26 protein-coding genes and 1 tRNA gene are annotated in these 21,975 nt (G+C 63.5%); 14 read left to right on the top strand and 13 right to left on the bottom strand.

The window, feature by feature from the left end; all coding sequences use genetic code 11:
- Positions 1 to 101 precede the first annotated feature (101 nt).
- Both D0B32_RS10200 and lepB read left to right on the top strand, forming a co-directional pair.
- Positions 102 to 1,079 (top strand): Gfo/Idh/MocA family protein, encoded by a 978-nt coding sequence (locus tag D0B32_RS10200; RefSeq protein ID WP_117333827.1) that lies wholly within the window; start codon positions 102 to 104, stop codon positions 1,077 to 1,079.
- A 113-nt stretch (positions 1,080 to 1,192) separates the two neighbouring features.
- Positions 1,193 to 1,885 (top strand): signal peptidase I, encoded by a 693-nt coding sequence (gene lepB, locus D0B32_RS10195; protein ID WP_117333826.1) that lies wholly within the window; start codon positions 1,193 to 1,195, stop codon positions 1,883 to 1,885.
- Positions 1,886 to 1,928: 43 nt separating this feature from the next.
- Here lepB and D0B32_RS10190 read toward each other — a convergent pair whose 3' ends face one another.
- The 7 genes from D0B32_RS10190 to D0B32_RS32500 form a co-directional block, all read right to left on the bottom strand.
- Positions 1,929 to 2,588, bottom strand: coding sequence for an amino acid ABC transporter permease (locus D0B32_RS10190; protein WP_117333825.1), 660 nt, complete (start codon positions 2,586 to 2,588; stop codon positions 1,929 to 1,931).
- A 202-nt stretch (positions 2,589 to 2,790) separates the two neighbouring features.
- The gene (locus tag D0B32_RS10185) at positions 2,791 to 3,588 is read right to left on the bottom strand and encodes a cystine ABC transporter substrate-binding protein (protein ID WP_117333824.1); all 798 of its coding nucleotides are present in this window, start codon (positions 3,586 to 3,588) and stop codon (positions 2,791 to 2,793) included.
- Between the two features lie 161 nt (positions 3,589 to 3,749).
- Positions 3,750 to 4,787 carry a quinone-dependent dihydroorotate dehydrogenase gene (locus D0B32_RS10180; protein ID WP_117333823.1) on the bottom strand — a complete coding sequence of 346 codons (1,038 nt, stop codon included), beginning with the start codon at positions 4,785 to 4,787 and terminating at the stop codon, positions 3,750 to 3,752.
- A 134-nt stretch (positions 4,788 to 4,921) separates the two neighbouring features.
- Positions 4,922 to 5,746: an arginyltransferase gene (locus D0B32_RS10175; RefSeq protein ID WP_117334162.1), complete on the bottom strand. Its 825-nt coding sequence runs from the start codon at positions 5,744 to 5,746 to the stop codon at positions 4,922 to 4,924.
- 72 nt (positions 5,747 to 5,818) lie between these two features.
- Positions 5,819 to 6,556 carry a leucyl/phenylalanyl-tRNA--protein transferase gene (gene aat / locus D0B32_RS10170; RefSeq protein WP_117333822.1) on the bottom strand — a complete coding sequence of 246 codons (738 nt, stop codon included), beginning with the start codon at positions 6,554 to 6,556 and terminating at the stop codon, positions 5,819 to 5,821.
- An 11-nt stretch (positions 6,557 to 6,567) separates the two neighbouring features.
- On the bottom strand, positions 6,568 to 7,113 hold the full coding sequence (locus D0B32_RS10165; RefSeq protein WP_117333821.1) for an NUDIX hydrolase: 546 nt from the start codon (positions 7,111 to 7,113) through the stop codon (positions 6,568 to 6,570).
- 168 nt (positions 7,114 to 7,281) lie between these two features.
- Entirely contained in the window at positions 7,282 to 7,506 is a 225-nt protein-coding gene (locus tag D0B32_RS32500) for a hypothetical protein (protein ID WP_181969772.1), read from the bottom strand.
- 29 nt (positions 7,507 to 7,535) lie between these two features.
- On the opposite strand from D0B32_RS32500, the gene D0B32_RS10155 reads away from it, so the two are divergent.
- Positions 7,536 to 7,904 carry a type II toxin-antitoxin system VapC family toxin gene (locus D0B32_RS10155; RefSeq protein WP_117333820.1) on the top strand — a complete coding sequence of 123 codons (369 nt, stop codon included), beginning with the start codon at positions 7,536 to 7,538 and terminating at the stop codon, positions 7,902 to 7,904.
- 189 nt (positions 7,905 to 8,093) lie between these two features.
- Here D0B32_RS10155 and D0B32_RS10150 read toward each other — a convergent pair.
- Positions 8,094 to 8,170: transfer RNA gene (locus tag D0B32_RS10150), tRNA-Met, on the bottom strand.
- Between the two features lie 386 nt (positions 8,171 to 8,556).
- Between D0B32_RS10150 and D0B32_RS10145 the strand changes: the two genes are divergently transcribed.
- Positions 8,557 to 9,054 (top strand): heme-degrading domain-containing protein, encoded by a 498-nt coding sequence (locus D0B32_RS10145; protein ID WP_117333819.1) that lies wholly within the window; start codon positions 8,557 to 8,559, stop codon positions 9,052 to 9,054.
- A 10-nt stretch (positions 9,055 to 9,064) separates the two neighbouring features.
- Positions 9,065 to 9,397, top strand: a complete 333-nt coding sequence (locus D0B32_RS10140) for a DMT family transporter (RefSeq protein WP_404935545.1) — start codon at positions 9,065 to 9,067, stop codon at positions 9,395 to 9,397.
- 7 nt (positions 9,398 to 9,404) lie between these two features.
- Here the strand turns inward: D0B32_RS10140 and D0B32_RS10135 are convergent, their stop codons facing one another.
- Positions 9,405 to 9,695, bottom strand: coding sequence for a hypothetical protein (locus D0B32_RS10135; RefSeq protein WP_259294973.1), 291 nt, complete (start codon positions 9,693 to 9,695; stop codon positions 9,405 to 9,407).
- Positions 9,696 to 10,186: 491 nt separating this feature from the next.
- Between D0B32_RS10135 and D0B32_RS10130 the strand changes: the two genes are divergently transcribed.
- A complete protein-coding gene (locus D0B32_RS10130; protein ID WP_117334161.1) occupies positions 10,187 to 10,471 on the top strand; it encodes a DUF1488 domain-containing protein in 285 nt (94 codons plus the stop codon).
- A gap of 62 nt (positions 10,472 to 10,533) precedes the next feature.
- On the opposite strand, the gene D0B32_RS10125 is transcribed toward D0B32_RS10130, so the two are convergent.
- Entirely contained in the window at positions 10,534 to 11,562 is a 1,029-nt protein-coding gene (locus D0B32_RS10125) for an NAD-dependent epimerase/dehydratase family protein (RefSeq protein WP_117333816.1), read from the bottom strand.
- 129 nt (positions 11,563 to 11,691) lie between these two features.
- Here D0B32_RS10125 and D0B32_RS10120 point away from each other — a divergent pair, with 129 nt between their 5' ends.
- Both D0B32_RS10120 and D0B32_RS10115 read left to right on the top strand, forming a co-directional pair.
- The gene (locus D0B32_RS10120) at positions 11,692 to 12,633 is read left to right on the top strand and encodes a TetR/AcrR family transcriptional regulator (protein WP_259294948.1); all 942 of its coding nucleotides are present in this window, start codon (positions 11,692 to 11,694) and stop codon (positions 12,631 to 12,633) included.
- 60 nt (positions 12,634 to 12,693) lie between these two features.
- Positions 12,694 to 13,824 (top strand): enoyl-CoA hydratase/isomerase family protein, encoded by a 1,131-nt coding sequence (locus D0B32_RS10115; protein ID WP_117333814.1) that lies wholly within the window; start codon positions 12,694 to 12,696, stop codon positions 13,822 to 13,824.
- A gap of 170 nt (positions 13,825 to 13,994) precedes the next feature.
- On the opposite strand, the gene D0B32_RS10110 is transcribed toward D0B32_RS10115, so the two are convergent.
- A complete protein-coding gene (locus D0B32_RS10110; RefSeq protein ID WP_117333813.1) occupies positions 13,995 to 14,420 on the bottom strand; it encodes a hypothetical protein in 426 nt (141 codons plus the stop codon).
- A gap of 360 nt (positions 14,421 to 14,780) precedes the next feature.
- On the opposite strand from D0B32_RS10110, the gene ssuD reads away from it, so the two are divergent.
- The 4 genes from ssuD (at position 14,781) to D0B32_RS10090 (ending at position 18,121) form a co-directional block, all read left to right on the top strand.
- Positions 14,781 to 15,938: an FMNH2-dependent alkanesulfonate monooxygenase gene (gene ssuD, locus D0B32_RS10105; RefSeq protein WP_117333812.1), complete on the top strand. Its 1,158-nt coding sequence runs from the start codon at positions 14,781 to 14,783 to the stop codon at positions 15,936 to 15,938.
- A 106-nt stretch (positions 15,939 to 16,044) separates the two neighbouring features.
- Positions 16,045 to 16,851 carry an aliphatic sulfonate ABC transporter permease SsuC gene (ssuC, locus tag D0B32_RS10100; RefSeq protein ID WP_117333811.1) on the top strand — a complete coding sequence of 269 codons (807 nt, stop codon included), beginning with the start codon at positions 16,045 to 16,047 and terminating at the stop codon, positions 16,849 to 16,851.
- Positions 16,848 to 17,849, top strand: coding sequence for an ATP-binding cassette domain-containing protein (locus D0B32_RS10095; RefSeq protein WP_117333810.1), 1,002 nt, complete (start codon positions 16,848 to 16,850; stop codon positions 17,847 to 17,849). The genes ssuC and D0B32_RS10095 overlap by 4 nt, the downstream gene beginning before the upstream one ends.
- A 56-nt stretch (positions 17,850 to 17,905) precedes the next feature.
- Positions 17,906 to 18,121, top strand: a complete 216-nt coding sequence (locus D0B32_RS10090; RefSeq protein ID WP_117333809.1) for a molybdopterin-binding protein — start codon at positions 17,906 to 17,908, stop codon at positions 18,119 to 18,121.
- A 79-nt stretch (positions 18,122 to 18,200) separates the two neighbouring features.
- On the opposite strand, the gene D0B32_RS10085 is transcribed toward D0B32_RS10090, so the two are convergent.
- Positions 18,201 to 18,464 carry a hypothetical protein gene (locus D0B32_RS10085; RefSeq protein WP_117333808.1) on the bottom strand — a complete coding sequence of 88 codons (264 nt, stop codon included), beginning with the start codon at positions 18,462 to 18,464 and terminating at the stop codon, positions 18,201 to 18,203.
- 157 nt (positions 18,465 to 18,621) lie between these two features.
- Positions 18,622 to 18,984 carry a hypothetical protein gene (locus tag D0B32_RS10080; protein ID WP_117333807.1) on the bottom strand — a complete coding sequence of 121 codons (363 nt, stop codon included), beginning with the start codon at positions 18,982 to 18,984 and terminating at the stop codon, positions 18,622 to 18,624.
- 532 nt (positions 18,985 to 19,516) lie between these two features.
- Here D0B32_RS10080 and D0B32_RS10075 point away from each other — a divergent pair.
- Both D0B32_RS10075 and D0B32_RS10070 read left to right on the top strand, forming a co-directional pair.
- Positions 19,517 to 20,323 (top strand): SH3 domain-containing protein, encoded by an 807-nt coding sequence (locus D0B32_RS10075; protein ID WP_117333806.1) that lies wholly within the window; start codon positions 19,517 to 19,519, stop codon positions 20,321 to 20,323.
- Between the two features lie 699 nt (positions 20,324 to 21,022).
- Entirely contained in the window at positions 21,023 to 21,916 is an 894-nt protein-coding gene (locus D0B32_RS10070) for a hypothetical protein (RefSeq protein ID WP_117333805.1), read from the top strand.
- Positions 21,917 to 21,975: the final 59 nt, after the last annotated feature.

The following is a 21,975-nucleotide window of genomic DNA, read 5'->3' as shown; positions in this document are numbered from 1 at the left end:
TCCGCCGTGCGTGTTGATCACGCGTCGATCACGCGTTGATCACGCTTTGAATTTGCGTCGATGCGTACGATGCGGCGGAGACAGACTGGAGAGAAGCAACCATGAACGACGAGCGCGTGATTCGCTGGGGTATCGTCGGCACTGGCCGCATTGCGCGCCGCTTCGCGCAAGGGCTCGCGCACGTGCCGGCTGCCGAACTGGGTGCGCTGTGGTCGCGTCGCGCGGAACCGGTGGCGGCCTTTGCCGCGGAGTTCGGCGGCGAGGCGTGTGCGAGCTTCGACGCGCTGCTGGCGAGCAACATAGACGCGGTCTACATCGCCACCTTGCAGGACAGTCACGTCGACTACGCGATTGCCGCGCTCGAAGCGGGCCTGCACGTGCTGTGCGAAAAGCCGGCCACCATCAATGCCGCGCAACTCGAACGCGTGCTCGCAGCCGCACGCGGCGCGCAGCGGTTGTTCATGGAAGCGATGAAGCCGCCGTTTTATCCGCTCTATCGTGCCTTGCGCGAACACCTGGCGCGCGATCCGATCGGCGAGGTGGGTCTGGTGCGCGCCGGCTGTTCGGCGGCGAACGTGCCGCCCGATCATCCGTCGTTTTCGTTCGAGCATGCCGGTGGGGCGCTGCTCGACATCGGCATCTACGAGATGTTTCTCGCGGTCGACTGGCTCGGCGCACCGCAGGAGGTGCAGACGCTCGGGCGGCTGGGACCGACCGGCGTCGATACCTTTGCAAGTCTGAACAGCCAGCACGAACGCGGCATCTCGCAACTGTTTTGCGGGCTCGATCTGCACGGCAAGGGTGACGCGCTGCTGCTCGCGCCGGGCGGTCACGTGACGATCCACGAAAACTGGTGGAACCCGGTGCGCGCCACGATTCGCTACACGGATGGCCGCGTGGTCGAACTCGACGTGCCCTTCGAAGGCGGCGGGCTCAACTACGAGACCGCGCACTTTTGCGAGCTGATCCGCGCGGGCCAGCTCGAAAGTCCGCTGATGCCGCATGCCAAATCCTTGCAGATGATCGCCATGACGGACGCGGCGCGGGCTGCGTTGGGCTTGCGGTTCGCAGGCGAGTAGCACGCGCGGCGCAGCGGCAAAATCCTCGACTGCCCGACGGTGGTACGATTTGGCCGGGCTCGCCGAGGCGGCGAGCCCTCGCTTTCGATTACCTTCCGCTGGAGCTGTGTCCGATGCGCATGCTTGCCAAGTTGTGGCGCGACAACAAAAGCCTCGTCGCGTTTCTGTTCCTGATGGTGCTGTTCCGCAGTGCGATTGCGGACTGGAATATCGTGCCGAGCGGCTCGATGCTGCCCACCATCCGCGAGGGCGATCGCATTCTGGTCGACAAGATGGCCTACGATCTGCGCGTGCCGCTCACGCACATCGCCATTGCGCATCTGCACGATCCGCAACGCGGTGACATCGTCACGATTGATTCGTCGGCGGCGCATGAGCTGATCGTCAAGCGCCTGATCGGCCTGCCGGGCGACAGCGTGGCAATGCGCGACAACGTGCTGTACGTGAACGGCGTGCGTGCGGACTATCAGCCGCTCAAGATGGCGCCGCTGCCGGGCGATGCTGCCTCGAAGGGCGACTATCTGGCCGAGCGTTTCGACGGGGTCGTGCATGTGGTGCGGCTGTCGCCCGAGGCGCCGAGCCCGCGCAATTCCTTTGGGCCGGTGATCGTGCCGCCGGACGAGTATCTGATGCTGGGTGACAATCGCGACGACAGCGCCGACTCGCGCTACTTCGGCTTCTTCCCGCGTAAAGAGCTGATGGGGCGCACGCGCCGCGTGGCGTTCTCGCTCGACCCCGACCACTTCTACGAACCGCGCTTCAATCGCTTCGGCGCGAAGCTCGATATACCGCTGGCGGTGCGCTAGGCGTATGGGGTGCTTCGGGCGCGGGTCGCCCTGCGGCTTTTTCTCAATTCCGCGTGGGCAGCGCGAGCCGTCGCTCGTACCAGTGCTGCAGCCATTCGAGCACCTGACACAGCACCCAGTAGACCGCAGCCGCCGCGAGATAGAGCGGCAGCGGCTGGAAAGTGGCCGCGATCACTTCCTGCGCACTGCGCAGCAGTTCCGTCACCGTAATCACCGAGACCAGCGAGGTGTCCTTGATCAGGCTGATCAGACTGTTCGACAGACTCGGCACGGCGATGCGCAATGCCTGCGGCGCGATCACGTAGCGCAGCGTCTGACGCCGCGACAGTCCGAGGCTGTAGGCAGCCAGCCATTGGCCGCGATGAATGCCGAGAATCGCGCCGCGCATGCTCTCCGACAAATACGCCGCGACGTTCGCGGATAGCGCGATCACACCGGCAGGTGTTGGATCGAGCGAGATGCCGATGCTCGGCAAGCCGTAATAGATCACGAAGATCTGGACCAGCAGCGGCGTGCCGCGCATCAGGCTCACGTAGACGCGAGCAATCCAGTTCAGCGCCTGGTTGTGACTGATCCCCATGATGGCCAGCAAGCTGGCGGCAAGCAGGCCGAAGACCATCGACAGAACCGCAAACTTGATCGTCAGCAGGGCGCCTTGTGCGAGGACCGGGAGCGATTGGACGAGCAGGGTGGTGGTGGACATGGGCGGTGAGTATCGTGCGCGAGGCGGGCGCACATCATAAAGAGGTCCGGAAGCGTGATCGTAACAGCGTGAGGGCACGCATGCTGCGTTCGGTGCCGGCAAAGAAAAAGGCGGCATCGTCGAGATGCCGCCCTGGCTTTGGCAATGGCGTTTATCGCGGCGGCGTTGAACGGCCGCCGGCCGCGTTACGCCGCCGCTTAGATCAGTTGGAGATCGGCTTGGTCACGTCGATGCCGAACCATTTGTCCGAAATCTTCGCGAAGGTGCCGTCGGCTTCGAGCTGGGTCATCGCGTCGTCGATCGCCTTGGCGAACTTCGGATTACCCTTGCGGAACGGAATGCCCGAGGGGCTCGCCGAGCCCACCAACGCGCCCGTGCGCAGCGGCAGCGGCGAGGTCTTCAGCAGATAGGCAAGCATCAGACGGTCGTTGAGCGCGGCGTCCAGACGGCCGGCGGCCAGGTCGGCCAGGTATTCAGGCGCACCCGGATAGGTCTTGACGTCGATGCCCGGCACCGACTTGGCCATGTCCATGTAGTTCGTGCCGAGGCCGACACCCAGCTTCTTGCCCTTCAGGTCGTCGAGCGACTTGAACTGGCGCGAGTCGTCCTTACGCTGGATCAGTTGGGCGGCCGAGAACGTGTAGCCAGGCGAAAAATCGAGCGTCTGCTTGCGCGCATCGGTAATGCCGACCTGGTTGACGATCACGTCGAACTTGCCGGCCTGCAGACCGGCGATGATGCCGCTCCATTCCGTGGTGACGAACTCCGGCTTCACGCCGAGCTTCGCGGCTACGGCTTTGGCGATGTCCACGTCGAAGCCGACCAGTTCACCGTTGGGCGCCTTGGAGTCGAACGGGGGGAACGTGCCTTCCAGCCCGACGCGCAGCGTGCCGCGTTGCTTGACCTGATCGAGCAGGTCGTCCGCGTGGGCGGTGAGCGCGGTGAACGAGGCGCCGATCAGACCGGCGACGAGGAGGGTTTTCAGCGAGCCAAATTTCATCGTTTGCCTTCTTCGTGCTTTGATGCCCATGACGGGCGGTTTTGAACTGGCGGCAAGCATAGCAAACCAGACTATTGAGACTGAACTACTGTTTGTTTATATCTATATACTCGGCCGCCCGCCGCGACGGTAGCGGTGACTGGCTGCCGCCTGCCGTGCGCTCAGACCGCGCGGCCTCCGGCCAGCGCCTGCACGCATTCGCCGACCAGCGCCGGTCCGCGATAAATGAAGCCAGTGTACAACTGCACCAGCGCGGCGCCCGCCGCGAGCTTCGCGCGCGCGTCCTCGCCGGAGAAAATGCCGCCCACGCCGATAATCGGCACCGTGTCGCCCACTTCCGCGCGCAGTTTGCGGATGACCTCATTGGACGCGTCGAACACCGGCTTGCCCGACAGGCCGCCGGCTTCTTCCGCATGCGGCATTCCGCTGACAGCGCTGCGTGCGAGCGTCGTGTTAGTGGCGATCACGCCTTCGAAACCGTGCCGCAGCAGGGTGTCCGCGATCGACTTGATCTGCTCGTCGTCGAGGTCCGGCGCGATCTTCAAGGCGAGCGGCACCAGTTTGCCGTGCAGGTCCGCGAGGCGCTGCTGCTTGTCCTTGAGCGCGGCGAGCAGGGCGTCGAGTGCGTCGGCACCTTGCAACTGGCGCAGGTTTTTGGTGTTGGGCGAGGAGATGTTGACCGTCACGTAGCTCGCGAACGGATACACGCGTTCGAGACAGTACAGGTAGTCTTCGGCCGCGCGTTCGATCGGCGTATCGGCGTTCTTGCCGATGTTCAGGCCCAACGTGCCGCGATAGCGCGCGGCCTGCACGTTCTTGACGAACTGGTCGACGCCCGCGTTGTTAAAACCCATGCGATTGATGACGGCGTTCGCCTGCGGCAGACGGAACATGCGCGGGCGCGGATTGCCCGGCTGCGGACGCGGCGTCACGGTGCCCACTTCGATGAAGCCGAAGCCGAGCGCCGCCAGTCCGTCGATGCACGCGCCGTCCTTGTCCAGCCCCGCCGCGAGGCCGACCGGATTGCGGAAGGTGAGACCCATCACGGTGCGCGGCGCATCGGGCACGCGCGGCGCCAGCGCCCCCGCGAGACCGGTACGGCCCGCCGCGCCGAGCAGGCGCAAGGTCAGGTGGTGAGCGTCTTCCGCGTCCATGCGAAAGAGTTGCGCGCGAACGAGCGGGTAGAGTGAACTGAACACGGGGCGGAGCCGGGCGGCTAAAAATGAGAACCCGTTATTTTAGCGGCTTTAAGGAGATGGCAGGGCGGCGCTTGAGGCGCAAAGATTACCGGCTGCTCCGTGGCTTGCGGATCAGCGGCTCGCGGATCCGCGAATCAGCGGTAAGGGCCGCCGCCGCGCCGGCCGTGGATGGCGGCATCCACCGGCGGCAGTTCGAGGCTGTGCGGATCCAGCGTTTTCCAGTTGCCGTCGACGAGCCCTTCGAGCGGACGGAAGTTCGCCTTGTAGGCCATCTTCTGGCTTTCGCGGATCCAGTAGCCGAGGTAGACGTAAGGTAACCGAAGGCTGCGCGCCTGCTCGATCTGCCAGTAGATGTTGTAGGTGCCGAAGCTGCTGTGCGGCTGATGCGGTTCGAAGAACGTGTAGACCGACGAGAGCCCGTCGCCGAGGATGTCGATCATGCTGATCATGCGCAGAATGCCGGGCGCGTCCGGATGACCGGGCAGGGGCTCGCGGAATTCGACCAGCCGCGAGTTGATCCGGCTTTGCAGCAGGAACTGTTCGTACTGGTCGCGGCTGTCGCGGTCCATGCCGCCGCCCGCGTGCCGCGCCGACTGGTAGCGCATGTAGAGCGCGTAGTGTTCTTCGTCGTAATGCAGCGGCGCGACCGTGGCGACGAGACCGCCGTGCTTCTTCCACACCTTGCGTTGCGTGCGGTTGGGCTCGAAACGGTCCACCGGCACGCGCACTGGCACGCACGCGCGGCAGCCGTCGCAATAGGGGCGGTAGGTGAACACGCCCGAGCGCCGGAAGCCCGCCTTGACGAGATCGGTGTAGACGTCGGAGTTGATCAGATGGCTGGGCGTGGCGACCTGCGAGCGCGCCACGCGCCCCTCCAGATAACTGCAGGGATACGGCGCCGTTGCATAGAATTGCAGCGCGGAAAGAGGTGACAGCGGCAACTCGTTGGGGTGCGTCACGTTGGCAGCTCTCGAAGCGTATTCGGGGTATGGCAAACCCGGTTCGTTAAACGACGGGCCCGGAACTGCCCGTTACGCCGCAGGCGCGACGACATCGAGCAGGACCGTCTTGTCGAAGCGCCAGGGGATGGGCGCGGCATCGACAGACGCGCGGACATGCGCGATGAACGCCTTGCGCGCTATCTCGCGACCGCCCAGCGACGCCAGATGCGACGTGTTCTGCTGGCAGTCTATCATTTCTATTTTGTGACGTCGCAAGTGCGCGATCAGCGCGGAGAGGGCGATTTTCGATGCGTCCGTCACCTCGGCGAACATCGATTCGCCGAAGAACATGTGGCCGAACGAGACGCCGTAAAGCCCACCCACGCGTTCGCCTTCATGCCAGGTTTCGATGCTGTGAGCGTCGCCCACGCGATGCAGCGACGCGTAGGCCTCGACCACGTCCGCAGTGATCCACGTGCCGCGCTGGCCACGGCGCGGTGCCTGCGCGCAGGCGCGCATCACACCGGCAAAATCGTGATCCACACGGATTTCCCATGCGTCGTCACGCAGGACGCGTTTGAGCGTTTTGCGTAACGAGGGCGAAAGCTTGAACTCGGCGGGGCGCAGGATCATGCGCGGATCGGGACTCCACCACAGCACCGGCTGACCGTCGGAATACCACGGGAAGATGCCGCGCCGGTACGCGTCGATCAGGCGCCCGGGCAACAGGTCGGCGCTCGCCGCGAGCAGGCCCGGTGCGCCGCTGGCGGGGCCGAGCGCGCGCTCAACGGAGGGAAACGGATCGTCGGGTCCGAGCCAGGGAACCATGCGTGCGCCGCTCAGCCTTCGCGCAACGAGCGGAAAATATCGCCGGTGTGCAAACCGTAGCTGCCGGACTGACGGTCAGCGAAGAAAAAGCGCAGTGTCTGTCCGACCGTAGGAAACGCGATGTCGTCCCACGGAATCTCATGTTCTTCGAAGAGCTTCACTTCGAGACTCTCTTCGCCGGCCTCGATGTCGAGGTCCAGCAGACGCGCCAGATAAAACAGATGCACCTGATGCACATGCGGCACGTTGAGCAGCGAAAACAGGCTCTGCACTTCGACGCGCGCGCCGGCTTCCTCGAGCGTTTCGCGGGAGGCGGCTTCCGAGGTGGTCTCACCCATTTCCATGAAACCTGCCGGCAGCGTCCAGTAGCCGTAGCGCGGTTCGATGGCGCGCCGGCACAGCAGCACCTTGTCATCCCAGACCGGCACGGTGCCGACCACGTTGCGCGGATTCTGATAGTGCACGGTGCCGCAACTGGCGCAGACGAAGCGCTCGCGATTGTCGCCCGGCGGAATGCTCAGGCTGACTTCGTGGCCGCAGACAGAACAGAATTTCATAGGATGGGGACGAAGAATGGTGATAGCAGTTTATCACCGGGGCAGCTTTTCAAGATGCCGTGCGTGAAGTCGACACAGGTTGCGCACGCTGGATGACGTTGCGCCCTCGGCCGGATGGCCAGGTTTGCGGAATCGCTTAGCAATGGATGGGTAATTGCGTTAGGATTACTACTCTATTTTTTGGGGCGTCATGCCCGGTTGTTGAAGCAAGGAGTAGCAGTCCATCATGCAGATCCACTCAAAAGTTTTTCTGGCCAAAAGCCGGCTTTCACGGTTGCTCGAAACAGGTGTTGGCGCAACGGGTCCGGTCACCAATCCAGCGGTCTTGCTGGCCGCAACACAGCGCGCGAAGGTGCCGCGCACCTTCGGCAGGTTGAAGGGCAAAGTGCGCATGGCCGACGACTTCGACGCGCCACTGCCCGATGCTCGACACGCACGTCTACATCTGGGCGGTGACGGACGACCGCAAGCTCACGCGGGCAGCTCGCGAACTCATCCTCGAGGCGGATGATGTGTTCGCGAGTAGCGCAAGTATCTGGGAGGCGTCCATCAAGGCAGGCCTGGGCAAGCTCGACGCCCACGTCGACTTTCTGATGTCGGAGATCGAGAGCAGCGGCTTCATCGAATTGCCGGTGCGGGCGTCGCACGCTGCGATGGTGCGCGATCTGCCCGACTTTCACCGCGATCCGTTCGACCGGTTGCTGGTGGCGCAGGCGCTCGCGGAGCCATTGTGGTTAGTCACGTCGGACAGGCATCTGTCGAAGTACACCAATCTGGTGATTGCGGTGTAGGCGCGCTGAGCTTTGCGCGCTGATGCGAGTGGCGCAACGTAACCGCTGCAGGCGTTGAATGCTGCATGGGCATAACGCATGCGCAAATCGCATGCAGCAAATCAACGCGTCGAAAACAAAAAAGGCCTGCCGGTGTGGCAAGCCTTTGATGTTGGTTTCGACGCTTGATCTTGCTATGCAAGTGATACTTGGTTGCGGGGGTAGGATTTGAACCTACGACCTTCGGGTTATGAGCCCGACGAGCTGCCAGACTGCTCCACCCCGCGTCCGTCGAAGAAAAGATTATAGGACAGATCGGATCGGCGTGCAATAGCTTTTTAAGAATCGGCTTCAACAGCGCGTGGGGTACATGCGAGAAAGCGTGCGGGTGTGCTTGTGGTTGTGCATCCGCTTCTCGTAGATTTGCACTGTAGCGCTTATCGGCTCGACGTGTCTCGCTGCGGTGCTTGCGTCCACGCGTTACGTCCACGCAGCGATGCGTGTCATGGTCGCTGCGCTAGAATCCGGTTTCCATTCGCGCTGTCGTTGCCAGCTGCATCATCATCGCCGCGCCGTGCTTATAGCCGGGGTTATGGCTATGTCTTATGGCTGCGTTTCATCGCTGCATTCCGGCGCCGTCATCTCACACACTCTCTCTGGGTTTCTTTCGCTCATGGACATCGTTCACGATCAGCAGCAGATTCTCGCTCAGGAGCACGCCCTCGTGTTTCCACGCTTCGATGCCGATGAGGCATGGCAACTCGGTGCGTATCTGCACGAGCTTGCCAAAGCGCGCGGCCTTGCGCTTGCCATCGACGTACGCACCTTCAACCAGCCCCTGTTCTTCAGTTCACTTGCCGGTGCGACACCCGACAACGTCGAGTGGGCGCGTCGCAAGGGAAATACGGTGGCACATTTTCATCGCAGTTCGTATGCGATCGGTCTGCGCCTGCAGCAGGGTGGCGGCACGCTGACCGAAAAACATGCGTTGCCGCACGCCGACTACGCATCGCACGGTGGCGCGTTTCCGCTGACGGTGGCGGGCGTGGGGGTGATCGGTTCTGCGACGGTGTCGGGGCTGCCGCAACGCGCCGATCACGAACTCGTCGTGGAGGCCCTGTGTGCGCACCTTGGTCATGACTATGGCCAGCTCGCGCTGGCGAAGGTCTGACGCGATGCGTGTGCCGCCCTACGCACTGCTTGCCATTGCGATCGTTGCTGAAGTCATCGCGACGTCCGCGTTGCGGGCGTCGGAGGGATTCTCGCGCTGGGTGCCCAGCGTGATCGTGGTGGCGGGCTATGGCCTCGCGTTCTATTGTCTGTCGCTGACGCTCAAAAGCATTCCGGTCGGCATCGTGTACGCCATCTGGTCGGGCGCCGGCATCGTATTGATCAGCATGGTTGCGCTCGTGTTATACCGGCAAGTGCCCGATCTGCCAGCCATCCTGGGACTCGGCTTGATCGTCTCGGGCGTCGTCGTGCTGAATCTGTTCTCGAAGATGCAGGCGCACTGAGGTCACGTCATTTGCAACGGATGATCATCGAGCGGTTTTTAACGTTGGCCGACACGACATTGGTCACGCCGCCACCTGTGGCGCCGCCTTCGTCGTTGTCTTTGGAGACGATGTCGTAACCGGTTGCGCCGCATGCCTGGCCGGCCTGGACGTAGCAGGATGCCCAGCTCGATCCCGCATCCGCGCCGCTGCAGTTCACGGCAAAGCCGGTTTCGCCATTGGGCAGGTGAATCAGTGAAGTTGTGTTCGACGAAGCGCACGCGGCAAGCGATGCAGCGAGCGCCACAGTTGCCGACATGGTGGCAATACGCGCCACGGCGCCGAAGAGGGCAGGCAGATCGCGCTGCTCGAAAGACTTCATGCTGATTTCCTCATGTTGGAAGGGGCTCGGGACGCTGGTTCGACCGTGTGCTGAAGACCTGATGCCTTCGGGGTGAACATCCCGACGCCGATTTTACAGGTTGGAGCGTATCGCTCGTATGGTTGCTCGCAAGTGGGCGGAAGTGGGCGCAAGTGCGAAACATACCAGCACGCGCTCTGCGACATCAAAACATGCTTGCGTGTTGCCTTCTTTTTGCTGACAGGCACAGGCAGGCTTCGACAGGCGCGCTGGTTCGCCTCGGGTGTTCGCCACGCAAGGCGCGCTGCATTTCAGCACGCCACGGGCTAACATAAGTGTGGGCCAGCAATACGTCGGCGCGCATCGGCAGCACGCCCGCGCGCACATTCGACGACGCCGGCGGCGCGGATAGAATGGCGTTTCCTGCACGCATTTTCGAGGATCCCAATATGAACATCGTGTTTCCCGCCGACGCTCCCGCTTACCGGGGTTCTAACCTGACGGTGGTGTTCGCGGCGCTGGTTGACGGACAGCAAGTCCCATGTGCGATTTCGGTCGAAGCGCTCGAAGATCATTTCGGCGCACCGCCAGCGGATCGCGAAGGCTGGATGCGTGCCTTCGACGCCGGACGCGGCCGCATCGAAGCGGTGGCGCGCGAGCATCTCGAGATCAGCCACGGCTCACCCGTGCTGCTCAAAAGCGGCCACTTTCCGCCGGGGAATGTTGTCAACTGAGGTGGTCAACCAACGATCACAGCTTCAACAGACAACGAGCGAAGGCAAACCAAGAACAACCATCACGCCCCGGCTCTCATAGCGTTTTTGGCCGCTTCGAATGACAGCCGAATGCCTTCTTCGTAAGGCGTCTTGTGAACCGGACCGATGAGTGCGCGCAGCGCGCTGTCGTCGAGCACCAGCGGCTCGGTCATCAGGTAATTCATCTCCACCGTTTCGCGGATGATCGGGTTGAAGAGGCCCAGCATCCTTAGCATCGTCTTGCCCGCCACCATCAGCGTCGGCTCGCGTCCGGCAAGCGCGTACGCCTGTTTCGCTATTTCGCGCTGCGTGATGGTGCCCACGCCTGCCAGATGCAGCCAGCGGCCGTATGCCTCGGGTGTGCGCGTGAGCTTTTCCACCACCGGCCCCACGTCCGGCACGAACACGAATTCATGCGGCAGGTCGATCGGCCCGATCATTTGCGCACGGGTGCCGCGCGCCGCGCCTTCGAACACGCCGTTGATCAGACTGCGCTCGATGCGCGGACCATAGAAGTCCGGCAAACGTAGCACCAGCGTGGACAAGCCGTTGCGACCGTGGGCATCCAGTACCAGATTTTCCTGGGCAAGCCGCATCTTGCCTTTGAAGGTATGCGGCTCGCGCGGGTGATCTTCGGTCAGCAGAGGAACGGCCGGCAGTTGGCCGTTGCGCGCGGCGCCGCCTGCTGCAGCGTTGCCGGCCAGATCGTGGCGCGCCCGGCCATACGGATAGACCGTGCCGATCAGGATCAACCGTTCGACGCCCGCAGCCCGCAAACCGGCCAGGGTTCTCTCCATCAAGGGCGGATGGGACGCGAACTGGTTGTAGGGCACGCCCACGAGATAGATCGCCGTTTGCAACCCGCTGGCTGCTGCTGCGATGGAAGCAGGGTCGTCCGGGTTCCAGACGGCGATTTCAGCGTGCGGATCGTGGCCGAACATCGCCTCCAGCGGCGCCCGCGAACGCCCAATGACGCGATAGTCCCGCCCGGCCGCGCGCAGCGCATTGGCAATGCTTTGACCGATCGCGCCCGCGGCGCCGAACAAGCCTGTTTTTCCGCTGGTTTCCATGACAACTCCTTTGAGTGACCGGTACGCGTTCGCGCCCCGATTGATGCATGAAAATATTATGAACGATGTTCAGTAAACAGTGTTCAGTTTAATTTGACTTTTCAGTTTGTCAACCACAGAATGCATGTCATGGGAATCACTGAACGAAAAACCCGCCAGAAGCAGGCGCTCCGCGAGCGCATCCTCGATGCCGCACGGCGCATCGTGGTGCGCGAGGGGTTCGCTGCGCTCTCCATGCGCAAGATTGCGGACGCCATCGAATATTCGCCCGCCACCCTGTATCTGCACTTCGAAAGCCGCGATGAGATTGCGCGCGCGCTGTGTGCCGAGGGATACGCCCAGCTCCTGAGCAGCTTCGAGCCGCTCGCGCAGATCGCGGACGCCGCCGAGCGGCTGGGTGCGCTGGCACGCGCTTACATTGCGTTCGGTGTGACGCATCCCGAAACCTATCGGCTGATCTTCATGGAGGACGCCAGCTATACCGGCGCGGCGCTGGGTGGTCCTTCGGCTTCCGTCAAAGACGGGGGGCATCCGGGCGCTGACAAGGCGAGCGGAGAAGGGGCCGCGACGGCAAATCCGGATGCAGGCCAGCCAGCCGGATCCCACTCGGCAATCACGAAGCAGGACAGTGGTCAACCCGACGACGCGGTCGATAAACACCCCATCGAACAATCCAGCGAACAATCCATCGCCGCCGCATCCCCCAGTGCCGCCGCCACGCAGATCAACCCCGCCGCCGGCCACGCATCCGGTGACGCCGCGATGCGCCTGATGGTGGACGCCCTCAACGAGCTGAAAGCAACCGGCCGCCTGAGGGCATCCGCGGACGGCGCGGTCCTCGCCGAAGCGTTCTGGGCGTCGCTGCATGGGATCGTCGCGCTGCATCTCACGTGCCCGGTGTTTCCAGGCGCGCCGCTCGACACCGTGGTGGATGTCACGCTGACCGCATGGTTCGGCGACTCTGCCCCGGCACGAGCTGCCGTGCCGGCGTCAATCGACCCCGCGCCAGTCGGCACTCCGGCGGCGGGCGAGCGGCGCACGCCCCGCAAACCGAAATCCGGCGCTGCGTGATAACGTTTCGCTTCCCACGTTTCGGCTTCCCATTCATCCTCTCTAACGACTCGTTCCACCATGTCTACACCCGCATCACCGGTTGTCTGCGACGAACTCGTCGCCCATGTGGTCAATCAGATTGGCTTCATCGAACTGGAGCGCCCCAAGGCGCTGAATGCCCTGTCAACGGGCATGATCCGCGCCATGCACGCCGCGCTCGAGCGTTGGCGCGAGGACCCGGAGGTGCTGGCGGTGGTGGTGCGCAGCAACCATCCGCGCGCGTTTTGCGCAGGCGGGGATATCCGCTTTCTCTACGAATCGTTTCAGCGCGACGATCTGGCGGCGCGGGACACCTTCTTCACCGAGGAATACCAGCTCAATCACGCCATCTTCACGTATCCGAAGCCCTACATTGCGCTGCTCAACGGCGTGGTGATGGGCGGCGGCATGGGCATCTCGCAAGGCGCGCATCGCACGGGCGGCTTGCGGGTGGTGACCGGGTCGACCCGCATGGCCATGCCCGAGACACGTATCGGTCTCTTTCCCGATGTCGGCGCGGGCTGGTTCCTCGCGCGCACGCCGGGGGCGCTCGGCCGCTTTCTGGCCGTGACGGGCGAGACGATCGGCGCGGCCGATGCGCTCTATGCCGGTCTCGCTGATGTCTATATCGACGAGGCGGCGCTGCCCGCACTGGTGGAGACGCTGCAACGGGAAACCTTCGCGCATGGCTCGGAGGTGGTGGCGGCGATCCAGCGCGAATGCGCCGCGTACAAGGTCGCGCCGGCACCCGATGCTTCGACGCTGGCGAACACGCGCGCGTTTATCGACCGGCATTTCGCCTTGCCGAACGTCGCGCGCATTCTTGCTTCGCTGCAAGCGGAAAGCGGCGGCGAGGCAGCCGAATGGGCCGAACAGATCATCGGGGTGCTGCGTGAGCGTTCACCGCTCTCAATGAGCGTATCGCTCGAAGTCGTGTCGCGTGCCGAGGGCACGATGGCGGAGTGTCTGCGCCGCGATCTCGATCTGACGCGCTCGAGCTTTGCGCACGGCGACGTGGTGGAGGGGATCCGGGCGCGCATCATCGACAAGGACAACGCGCCGCGTTGGCGCTTTGCGCAGATCGAAGACGTGCGCGCCGACGATGTGGCGCGGATGTTCGAAAGCCCGTGGTCGGCAGCGGAACATCCGTTGCGTGATCTGCAGGGCTAAGCGTCTGATGAATGATTGACTGACTGAACGAGGGCGGAGCGGCAGAGATGCCGCCCCCGGAAAACGGTCTGCGAAGAAAGCGCTATGAAGAAAAACGCTGTGAAGCAAGCGCTATGAGGCAAGCGCTGTGACCCGCGCTGTGCCCCATCGGTCCGACGCTCAAGCCTTCGCTATTCGTCGTCCCCGAACGCCATGAAAGCGCGCATGAAAACGAGCGCGCCCCAGCCCCACATGGCGTTAGCCGCGAAGCCCATGGCGAGGCGCGGCAGCATGTTGCCGCTCGGCCAGATGCCGCGAATCGGATCGACGACGAACACGCTCGCCGCCGTCAGCACGATCCCGCCGAACACGAAAGCCTGCACCCAGGGCGCGCGCCGCTCGGGTGAGACGCGCAAGAGCCACGCCATCAATACCGCCCAGACCGCGCTCCAGATCGCATTGGCGATGAATTCGGGCAAGCCCAGCGGTAAAAACGGCGCGGTGGAGAAACCCGCCGGATCGATCACGCCCGCTGCATGAAGCAGCGCGAGCGTCGATTCATGAAAAAACAGCGAAGCCAGAAAACCCGACACGAACGGCAGAATGATTTTTTGCATGCAATGCGACGCCAGGGGTGCCGGTCGCGCCCATGCGCGTGATCCGGGCTGGATTATCGAAAGTCGCGTCATTATATAGAGCGCCCGGGGGATTTCAGCCCCTGCTTGTATGCTAAAGCGTCGGGCTAATCACGAAAGTGGAAAACCTAAGCTAAAAAAAATCGTTCAAAAGCCTGGGCCCCATCCATAGACTGTTTCTCCATGTAGACGGCGCTGCCGCCGTCGCTATTTTCACGGCTGGCCAAACGCGGCGCGAGATATTGCGCCGGACGTCGTGCTGTGTGGCCAGTGCCCGTGTCTGCGCGCGCCGGTCTCGCCATTGCGCCATCCCATCCCGTCTCGATCAAGCAGGAGCAGCAAATGAATGTGTTCTGGTTCATCCCGACTCACGGCGACAGCCGCTACCTCGGAACGTCCCAAGGCGCACGCGCAGCCGATTACGATTACTTTCGCCAGATCGCCGTGGCCGCCGATACGCTCGGCTACGACGGCGTACTGCTGCCGACCGGCCGCTCATGCGAGGACGCGTGGGTGGTGGCATCGAGCCTGATCCCGGCTACGCGCCGGCTGAAATTCCTCGTCGCGATCCGCCCGGGCATCACCTCGCCGGGTCTGGCCGCGCGCATGGCGTCGACCTTCGATCGCCTCTCGGGCGGGCGTCTGCTGATCAACGTGGTGACGGGTGGCGATGCCGCGGAACTGGAAGGCGACGGCGTATTCGTCTCGCACGATACGCGCTACGAAATCACCGACGAATTCCTGCACATCTGGCGTCAGCAGTTGACGGCCGCGCATACCAACGAAGCGATCGAGTTCGACGGCAAGCATCTGCAGTCGAAGGGCGGCAAGCTGCTGTATCCGCCGGTGCAGAAGCCGCATCCGCCGCTGTGGTTCGGCGGCTCGTCGCCGGCCGCGCACGAGATGGCCGGCGAGCACATCGACACCTATCTCACGTGGGGCGAGCCGCCTGCCGCAGTCGCGCAGAAGATCGCCGACATTCGCGCGCGCGCCGAGGCGCGTGGCCGCAAGATCAAATTCGGCATTCGCTTTCACGTGATCGTGCGCGAGACCGAAGAGGAAGCGTGGGCCGCCGCCGACAAGCTGATCAGCAAGCTCGACGACGACACGATCTCGCGGGCGCAAGCTTCGTTCGCGAAGATGGATTCGGAAGGACAGCGCCGCATGGCCGCACTGCACGGCGGCAAGCGTGGTAGCCGCGAGCAACTCGAGGTGTATCCGAACGTGTGGGCCGGGGTTGGTCTCGTACGCGGCGGGGCGGGCACGGCACTGGTCGGGAGTCCTGAGCAGGTGGCCGGGCGCATGAAGGAATACAGCGAGCTTGGCATCGACACGTTCATTCTGTCCGGCTATCCGCATCTGGAGGAGTCGTACCGCTTTGCCGAACTGGTGTTCCCGCTGCTGCCCGGCCGCGAGCGCACGAGCGCAAGCGGTCCGTTGTCGGGACCGTTTGGCGAGATTGTCGGCAACAACTATTTGCCCAAGGTCAGCCAGAGCTGACGGCAGCGGGCGCCGCGCGGTCAGCGTGGCGCCGCTAACGGCAACGCGCGCAAAACGTGCATTACGCTCGTACGTGCGATACGTGCATTACCTGGAGTAAGCGAAGATGGCCCGAGCATTGGGATCTGCAAATGGAGTGCGACGCTGGAGCAGCCGTCTGGCGCCGTGGATTGCGCCGCTGGTGATTCTGCTCGCGTGGGAAGTGGCCGCGCGCAGCGGCATCCTCTCGACGCGCGTCTTGCCCGAGCCGCTCGCCGTCGTGAAGGCGGCGTGGTCGCTGATCCAGTCAGGCGAGATGTGGGCCGACGTCAAGGTAAGCACGTGGCGCGCGGTTTCCGGTTTCGCGGTGGGCGGCAGTATCGGCCTGGCGCTGGGTCTCGCCACGGGTCTCTTCAAACCGGCCGAGGTCGTGCTCGACTCGACCATCCAGATGGTCCGCAACATTCCCGCGCTGGCGATGATCCCGCTCGTCATCCTGTGGTTCGGTATCGAGGAAGAAGCGAAGGTGTTTCTGGTCGCGCTCGGCGTGTTCTTCCCGATCTACGTCAACACCTTTCACGGCATTCGTTCCGTGGATGCGAATCTCGTGGAAATGGCGCGCAGTTACGGCGTGCGCGGCTTCCGTCTGTACTGGGATGTCATTTTGCCGGGCGCGCTGCCCTCCATTCTGGTGGGCGTGCGCTTCGCGTTCGGGCTGATGTGGGTCACGTTGATCGTGGCGGAAACCATTTCCGCGCAATCGGGCATTGGCTACATGACGATGAACGCGCGTGAGTTCCTGCAAACCGATGTCGTGGTGGTGGGCATTCTGCTGTACGCAGGTCTCGGCAAGCTCGCCGACATGCTGGCGAAGGGCCTCGAGCGCGTGACGCTGCGCTGGCATCCGGCTTATCAACGAGGAGCGAAAGCATGAACGCGACGGCATTCTCGAGCAGCTTCGGCGGTATTGCGGGCGGCGATCTGGAGGCCGAACTGGCGCAGGCACGCACCACGGATCACGAAGTCGTGGCAGCCGCCGAGGCGGAGGCGCTGGATGGCGCAGCACTGGCGCGCAGTGTGACGCGTGACGGCGGCGCTGGCGGCGACAGCCGGGATAGCGCCCGCAGTGGTAGCAGCGATCACGCGGTCGAACTGCGCGGCGTGGGCAAGCAGTATGGCGAGCGTTCGGTGCTGAAGGACTTCGATCTGTCCATCGAGCGTGGCAGTTTCGTTGCGATCGTCGGACGCAGCGGTTGCGGCAAATCCACCTTGCTGCGCCTCGTGGCGGGACTGGAAGCACCCACGGCCGGTGTGCTGGAAAAGCGTGCGCAGGATGGCCGCGCACTGGACACCCGCATCATGTTTCAGGACGCCCGGCTGCTGCCGTGGAAGAGTGTCCTGCAAAACGTGATGCTCGGCCTCGGACGCGGCGCGCGCGAGGATGCCCGCGCCGTGCTCGCTGAAGTGGGGCTGCTCGAACGGGCCAACGACTGGCCGGCGCAATTGTCCGGCGGTCAGCGGCAACGGGTGGCGCTGGCCCGGGCGCTGGTGCATCGTCCGCAATTGCTGCTGCTCGACGAACCGCTTGGCGCGCTCGATGCGCTCACCCGCATCGAAATGCATGCGCTGATCGAGCGGCTGTGGCGTGAGCATCGTTTCACGGCGCTGCTGGTGACGCACGACGTGCACGAAGCCGTCGCGCTCGGTGACCGCATTCTGCTGATCGAAGAAGGGCGCATCGCGCTGGACCAGCCGGTGGCGCTGGAGCGGCCACGTGCCCGCGCGTCAGCGGGATTCGCCGCGCTCGAAGACCATGTGCTGCAACGCGTGCTCAAAACCGCGCCGAATGACGACGCGCTGGCGTATCGCCCAGGCGCGCACTATCACGATGAGCCCCACGTGCGGCCCACCGAAGTCCGCTGGGCTGTATGACCGTATGACATTTCCTGCTTGAGCATTACTTTATCGATCCACTGGAGTCACTCGATATGAGCATTTCCGCAATCAACGTCCGTAATCAATTCAAAGGCAAGGTCAAGGAAATCATCCGCGGACCGGTCGTTTCCGAAGTCGATGTCGATACACCGTTCGGCATTGTCACCTCGGTCATCACGACCCGCTCGGTCGACGAACTCGAACTCAAGGTCGGCGCGGAAGTCGTCGCGCTGGTGAAGTCCACGGAGGTATCCATCGCGCGGCTGTGAGGAGGCCTTCCTCACACGCAACACACGCCACCCACCGCGAAGCACGCCGAAGCACGACCCACCGCCCGCGCGCCACGCATTACTTTGCGTTGGCGGCGCTCGCGGGCGGCGTGTGGGTCATCTTGTCGTTGGTCGGCTTGGGCGGCTTCTTGACCGGCATGTGATCCGGATTAGCGGGATTGGCCGTGCCGGAGGCCGCGGGCGGCTTCACCATCGAAGCGCCTGCGTCGCCAGGCGGCGTCTGCGCGTGGGCAGTGCCACCGACGGTGGCGAACACGGCTGATGCGATCACGGCAGCCAGCACCCAGGCTGTTGCCGGCGCTGCGGATTCGATGCGTCTCATGCAAGCCTCCCTATCCGTACCGGGTCCGTCCGGACCACGCCTCATTCCCTCGTAGACCCGATCGCAAGCAGGAAATTCGCTGCGCGTTGCAATTTGTCTGCGCCGCTGTTGCACCGCCGGCGCCGGCCCACTCAAGTTGCCACCTGAAGAAAGCCGCCTATTTGGACTTCGGACAGGGGAACGCAGCCTGCATCGAACGCAGGATGGCAAGACCCACCGGAAAATCATCCGACAGACCCGGGTGGTTGGTGAAAAACTCGTCGAGCAGGGGGTACACGGTTTGTGGACCGATCGGCAACTGTTCGGGCGGGCAGAATAGCGGAGCGCGCTTCTTCGAGATCAGGTCACCGTTGGCCCAGCCGAGTTCGTTGAGCGCGCCGGTAATGTAGGCCGCATAGACCGAGTTGTTGTCCACGTGCGCCCATTGCTTGTATTGGGCCGCTGTCATTTCTGCGTTGGCGTGCAGCGTGAAACATGCTGCGCTCAGCGCGAGCGCAATGGTCTGAATCCGGAACCGCATTGTTGCTTCCTCTTGCCGTATCGTGTAGCCCGCTATTGTAGGACAGTCGGCGGTTTGCCAGCGGGAAGGGGGTTCCTGTCTGGTTGCGCGACCATCAGCTGGTTGGACGCGGAGAAGCTGACGCGTCGGCAAAAAAAAGCCCACCTGGGGAGGTGGGCGACGAGTGTTTAGCGCTTTCCTCTCAGGGGAAGAGGAGTCGCTAGTGTAGAGGTTCGAGCTTCGAATTGGATTTCAAATCCGCTTACATGCCTTACTGCGCCTAACCTCGTGAACCCGGTGCGTCGTTCCTGATGCGTGCTGAAGTGGTCTGGATGCAAACGAAATATCGACGCCGTGGGCTGCATGCTGAATGCACAGGATTGCTGATCAAATGCCGGCGCTTGTTTTGGCCTTTTCCCTGTGGGGAAAGCGCGTTTGTCGTGCTTTCCTGCGTCAGGAACATATTTTGCTGAGGGTCAGCAGGAGTCCGCCGCTACTAGTGACTCCCGTGCAGCACAGAACATGAAGAAGGCTCGACCACACTGGAGGAAAAATGCAAAAAAAAGTAGTCAGCGGATTGCTGGCTGGCGCTGTCGGGCTGTTGATGCTGCCTGGCCTGGCGTCGGCGCAATCCCAGGCGTACACCAATAGCCCAGTGAATCTATACGCGGGGCCCGCGCAGGATTACCCGGTGGTTTCGCAGTTGCCAGGCGGCGCGCCGGTTGCAGTGTTTGGCTGCGTGGCGGGGTACACGTGGTGTGACGTGGCTTTGCAGGATCAACGCGGCTGGGTCTATGCCGGCTATCTGAACTATCCCTATCAGGGTAACAACGTCCCTCTGCTGACATATGGCACGGCCATCGGCTTGCCCGTCGTGACGTTCTCGATTGGCGCGTACTGGGGCAGCTATTACCGCGGACGCCCCTGGTATGGCAATCAGGCGCATTGGGCGCACCATCCGCCGCCTGGTCCGCCGCCGGGGCATGGTGGTCCGCCACCGGGGCATGGTGGTCCGCCACCGGGGCATGGAGGTCCGCCACCGGGGCATGGCGGTCCGCCGCCTGGACATGGAGGTCCGCCGCCTGGACATGGCGGTCCTCCCCCGGGACATGGCGGTCCGCCGCCGGGGCACGGTGGTCCGCCACCGGGACATGGTGGTCCTCCGCCTGCGCAGCACGGGGGGCCGCCGCCCGGACATGGTGGACCGCCGCAGGGTGGTCATGGTGGTCCGCCACAAGGTGGTCACGGTGGTCCGCCGCAGGGTGGTCATGGTGGGCCGCCTCAAGGTGGTCACGGTGGCCCGCCGCAGGGTGGGCATGGCGGTGGCGGAGGCGGCGGTCATGAGGAGCATCACAACTAGGCGAGGAAGCGTCGCCGTTTGATGTCACACGCTGGATAGGCATAAGGGGGAGATCGCGCAGCATGGCGTCTCCCCCTTGGCGTTCGCAACGCATAGGGCCTGCCGCGTGCCCCGCTCTCATGCACCGTGACGGACAGGAGCGGCGCGCAAACCGCCGCCCATCGTTGGTTAGCCCACAGAGCCGCCGCCGGAATTTGAAAATAATCCTCTTCTGCCTGCAATGCGTGGCCTGGTCGCGCGTTCGCTGATGGTCAGGAGGGTGGATGAGGCGGGATAGCCGTGATGACGAAGACCGGGCCGCGTCAGGGGCGAGCGCGGCATTGGCGACGCAGCGCAACGACTTCGCGTGCCGGCAGGTCCGAATGGCGCGAGTCATCCGCATGGATAGCGCGATGGCCGTCGGCCTATGACACCTCCAGAAGATGCCGTAGCTTCGTTCCATCCTCGTGCCGACACTTCGCGGCGAATGTGCTTACGAGCGGCACGCACAGGCCGACGCCATTCACAGCGGCGCGAAGTTTCATTACGTTGCATTCCTGATTATTTCAATCGTGTTGGTCACCGCCTCGATCTATGTGGACTACACCCTTGCTGTGTGAACCAGCATGCGTTGCGGTGGATCGCTCGCCCGCAACGCGTCGAGCGGCACAAACGTCGAGGTTGCAGCGACACGCGGCATCAATGGGTCGAGGTAGCGCAATGAGCGCAAGACGCACGTGCTGTCTCGTCCTGACGCTCGCCATGCTGGTGCCCGTTTCGAATGCACTCGCGCAAAACGCCGCGGCCAATCTTCCCATCGACGCCTGGGGCGACTCCCTCACCTACGGCACGGCCGACAGTGGCGGCGCACACGGCAGCTGGCCGTATCAATTGTCCGTGCTGCTCGATGGACGTCTGGTACGCAATTTCGGCGTCGCGGACCAGACCTCCGATGCGATTGCGGCGCGTCAGGGCGCGCTGCAGGCGCATGTGTCGGTGGTCGGCGATCAGGTGCCGGCTGCCGGGCCGATCCCGGTCACCATCACCAACGGTGTGTCGATTCCAGGTGCGGGCATTGCGGGTGTCCACGGCACGCTGGATGGCATGCCCGGCAAGCTCGCGTCCACGCCCGACTACCATCAGGTCTTCGTTCGCGATGCACAAGGCGCGCCGGCACATGTGCCGCCGGACAGCCCGTTCCTCGTTGACGACTACACCAAAGACGTCAACGTGATCTGGGCGGGGCGCAAGGATGTGGAGAGTGGCGAGACCAGTGCGACCGTCAGCAACATCGAGCAAATGGCGGCGCGAGTGGCGCACGGACGCTTCATCATCCTGTCCATTTTGAATGGGGAGGGCGAGGGGAGTGGCACCGAAAAATACGACACGGTGATTGGCCTCAACCGTCAGCTCGCGGCCCGCTTTCCGAATAACTTCATCGACGTGCGGAGCGAACTCGTGACTCGTTCCAACGACACCGCGACCGATCAACTGGACCGCGCCGCTGACATCGTGCCGACCTCGCTACGCGTCGACGAAGAGCATCTGACGGCCGAGGGCTACAAGATCGTGGCACAACGCGTCGCGCAGTTTATTCGTGGACGGAACTGGTAGGGCCTGGAGTAAGCGAGGGATTTTGTCGTGGACAAGAATATGACAGGAGATGCTGCGGA

Source organism: Paraburkholderia sp. DHOC27 (assembly GCF_003429005.1).
In the GTDB taxonomy this organism is placed as follows: Bacteria; Pseudomonadota; Gammaproteobacteria; order Burkholderiales; family Burkholderiaceae; genus Paraburkholderia.
Note: the sequence above shows the minus strand (reverse complement) of the source record. Positions and strands in the feature narration are given on the sequence as shown.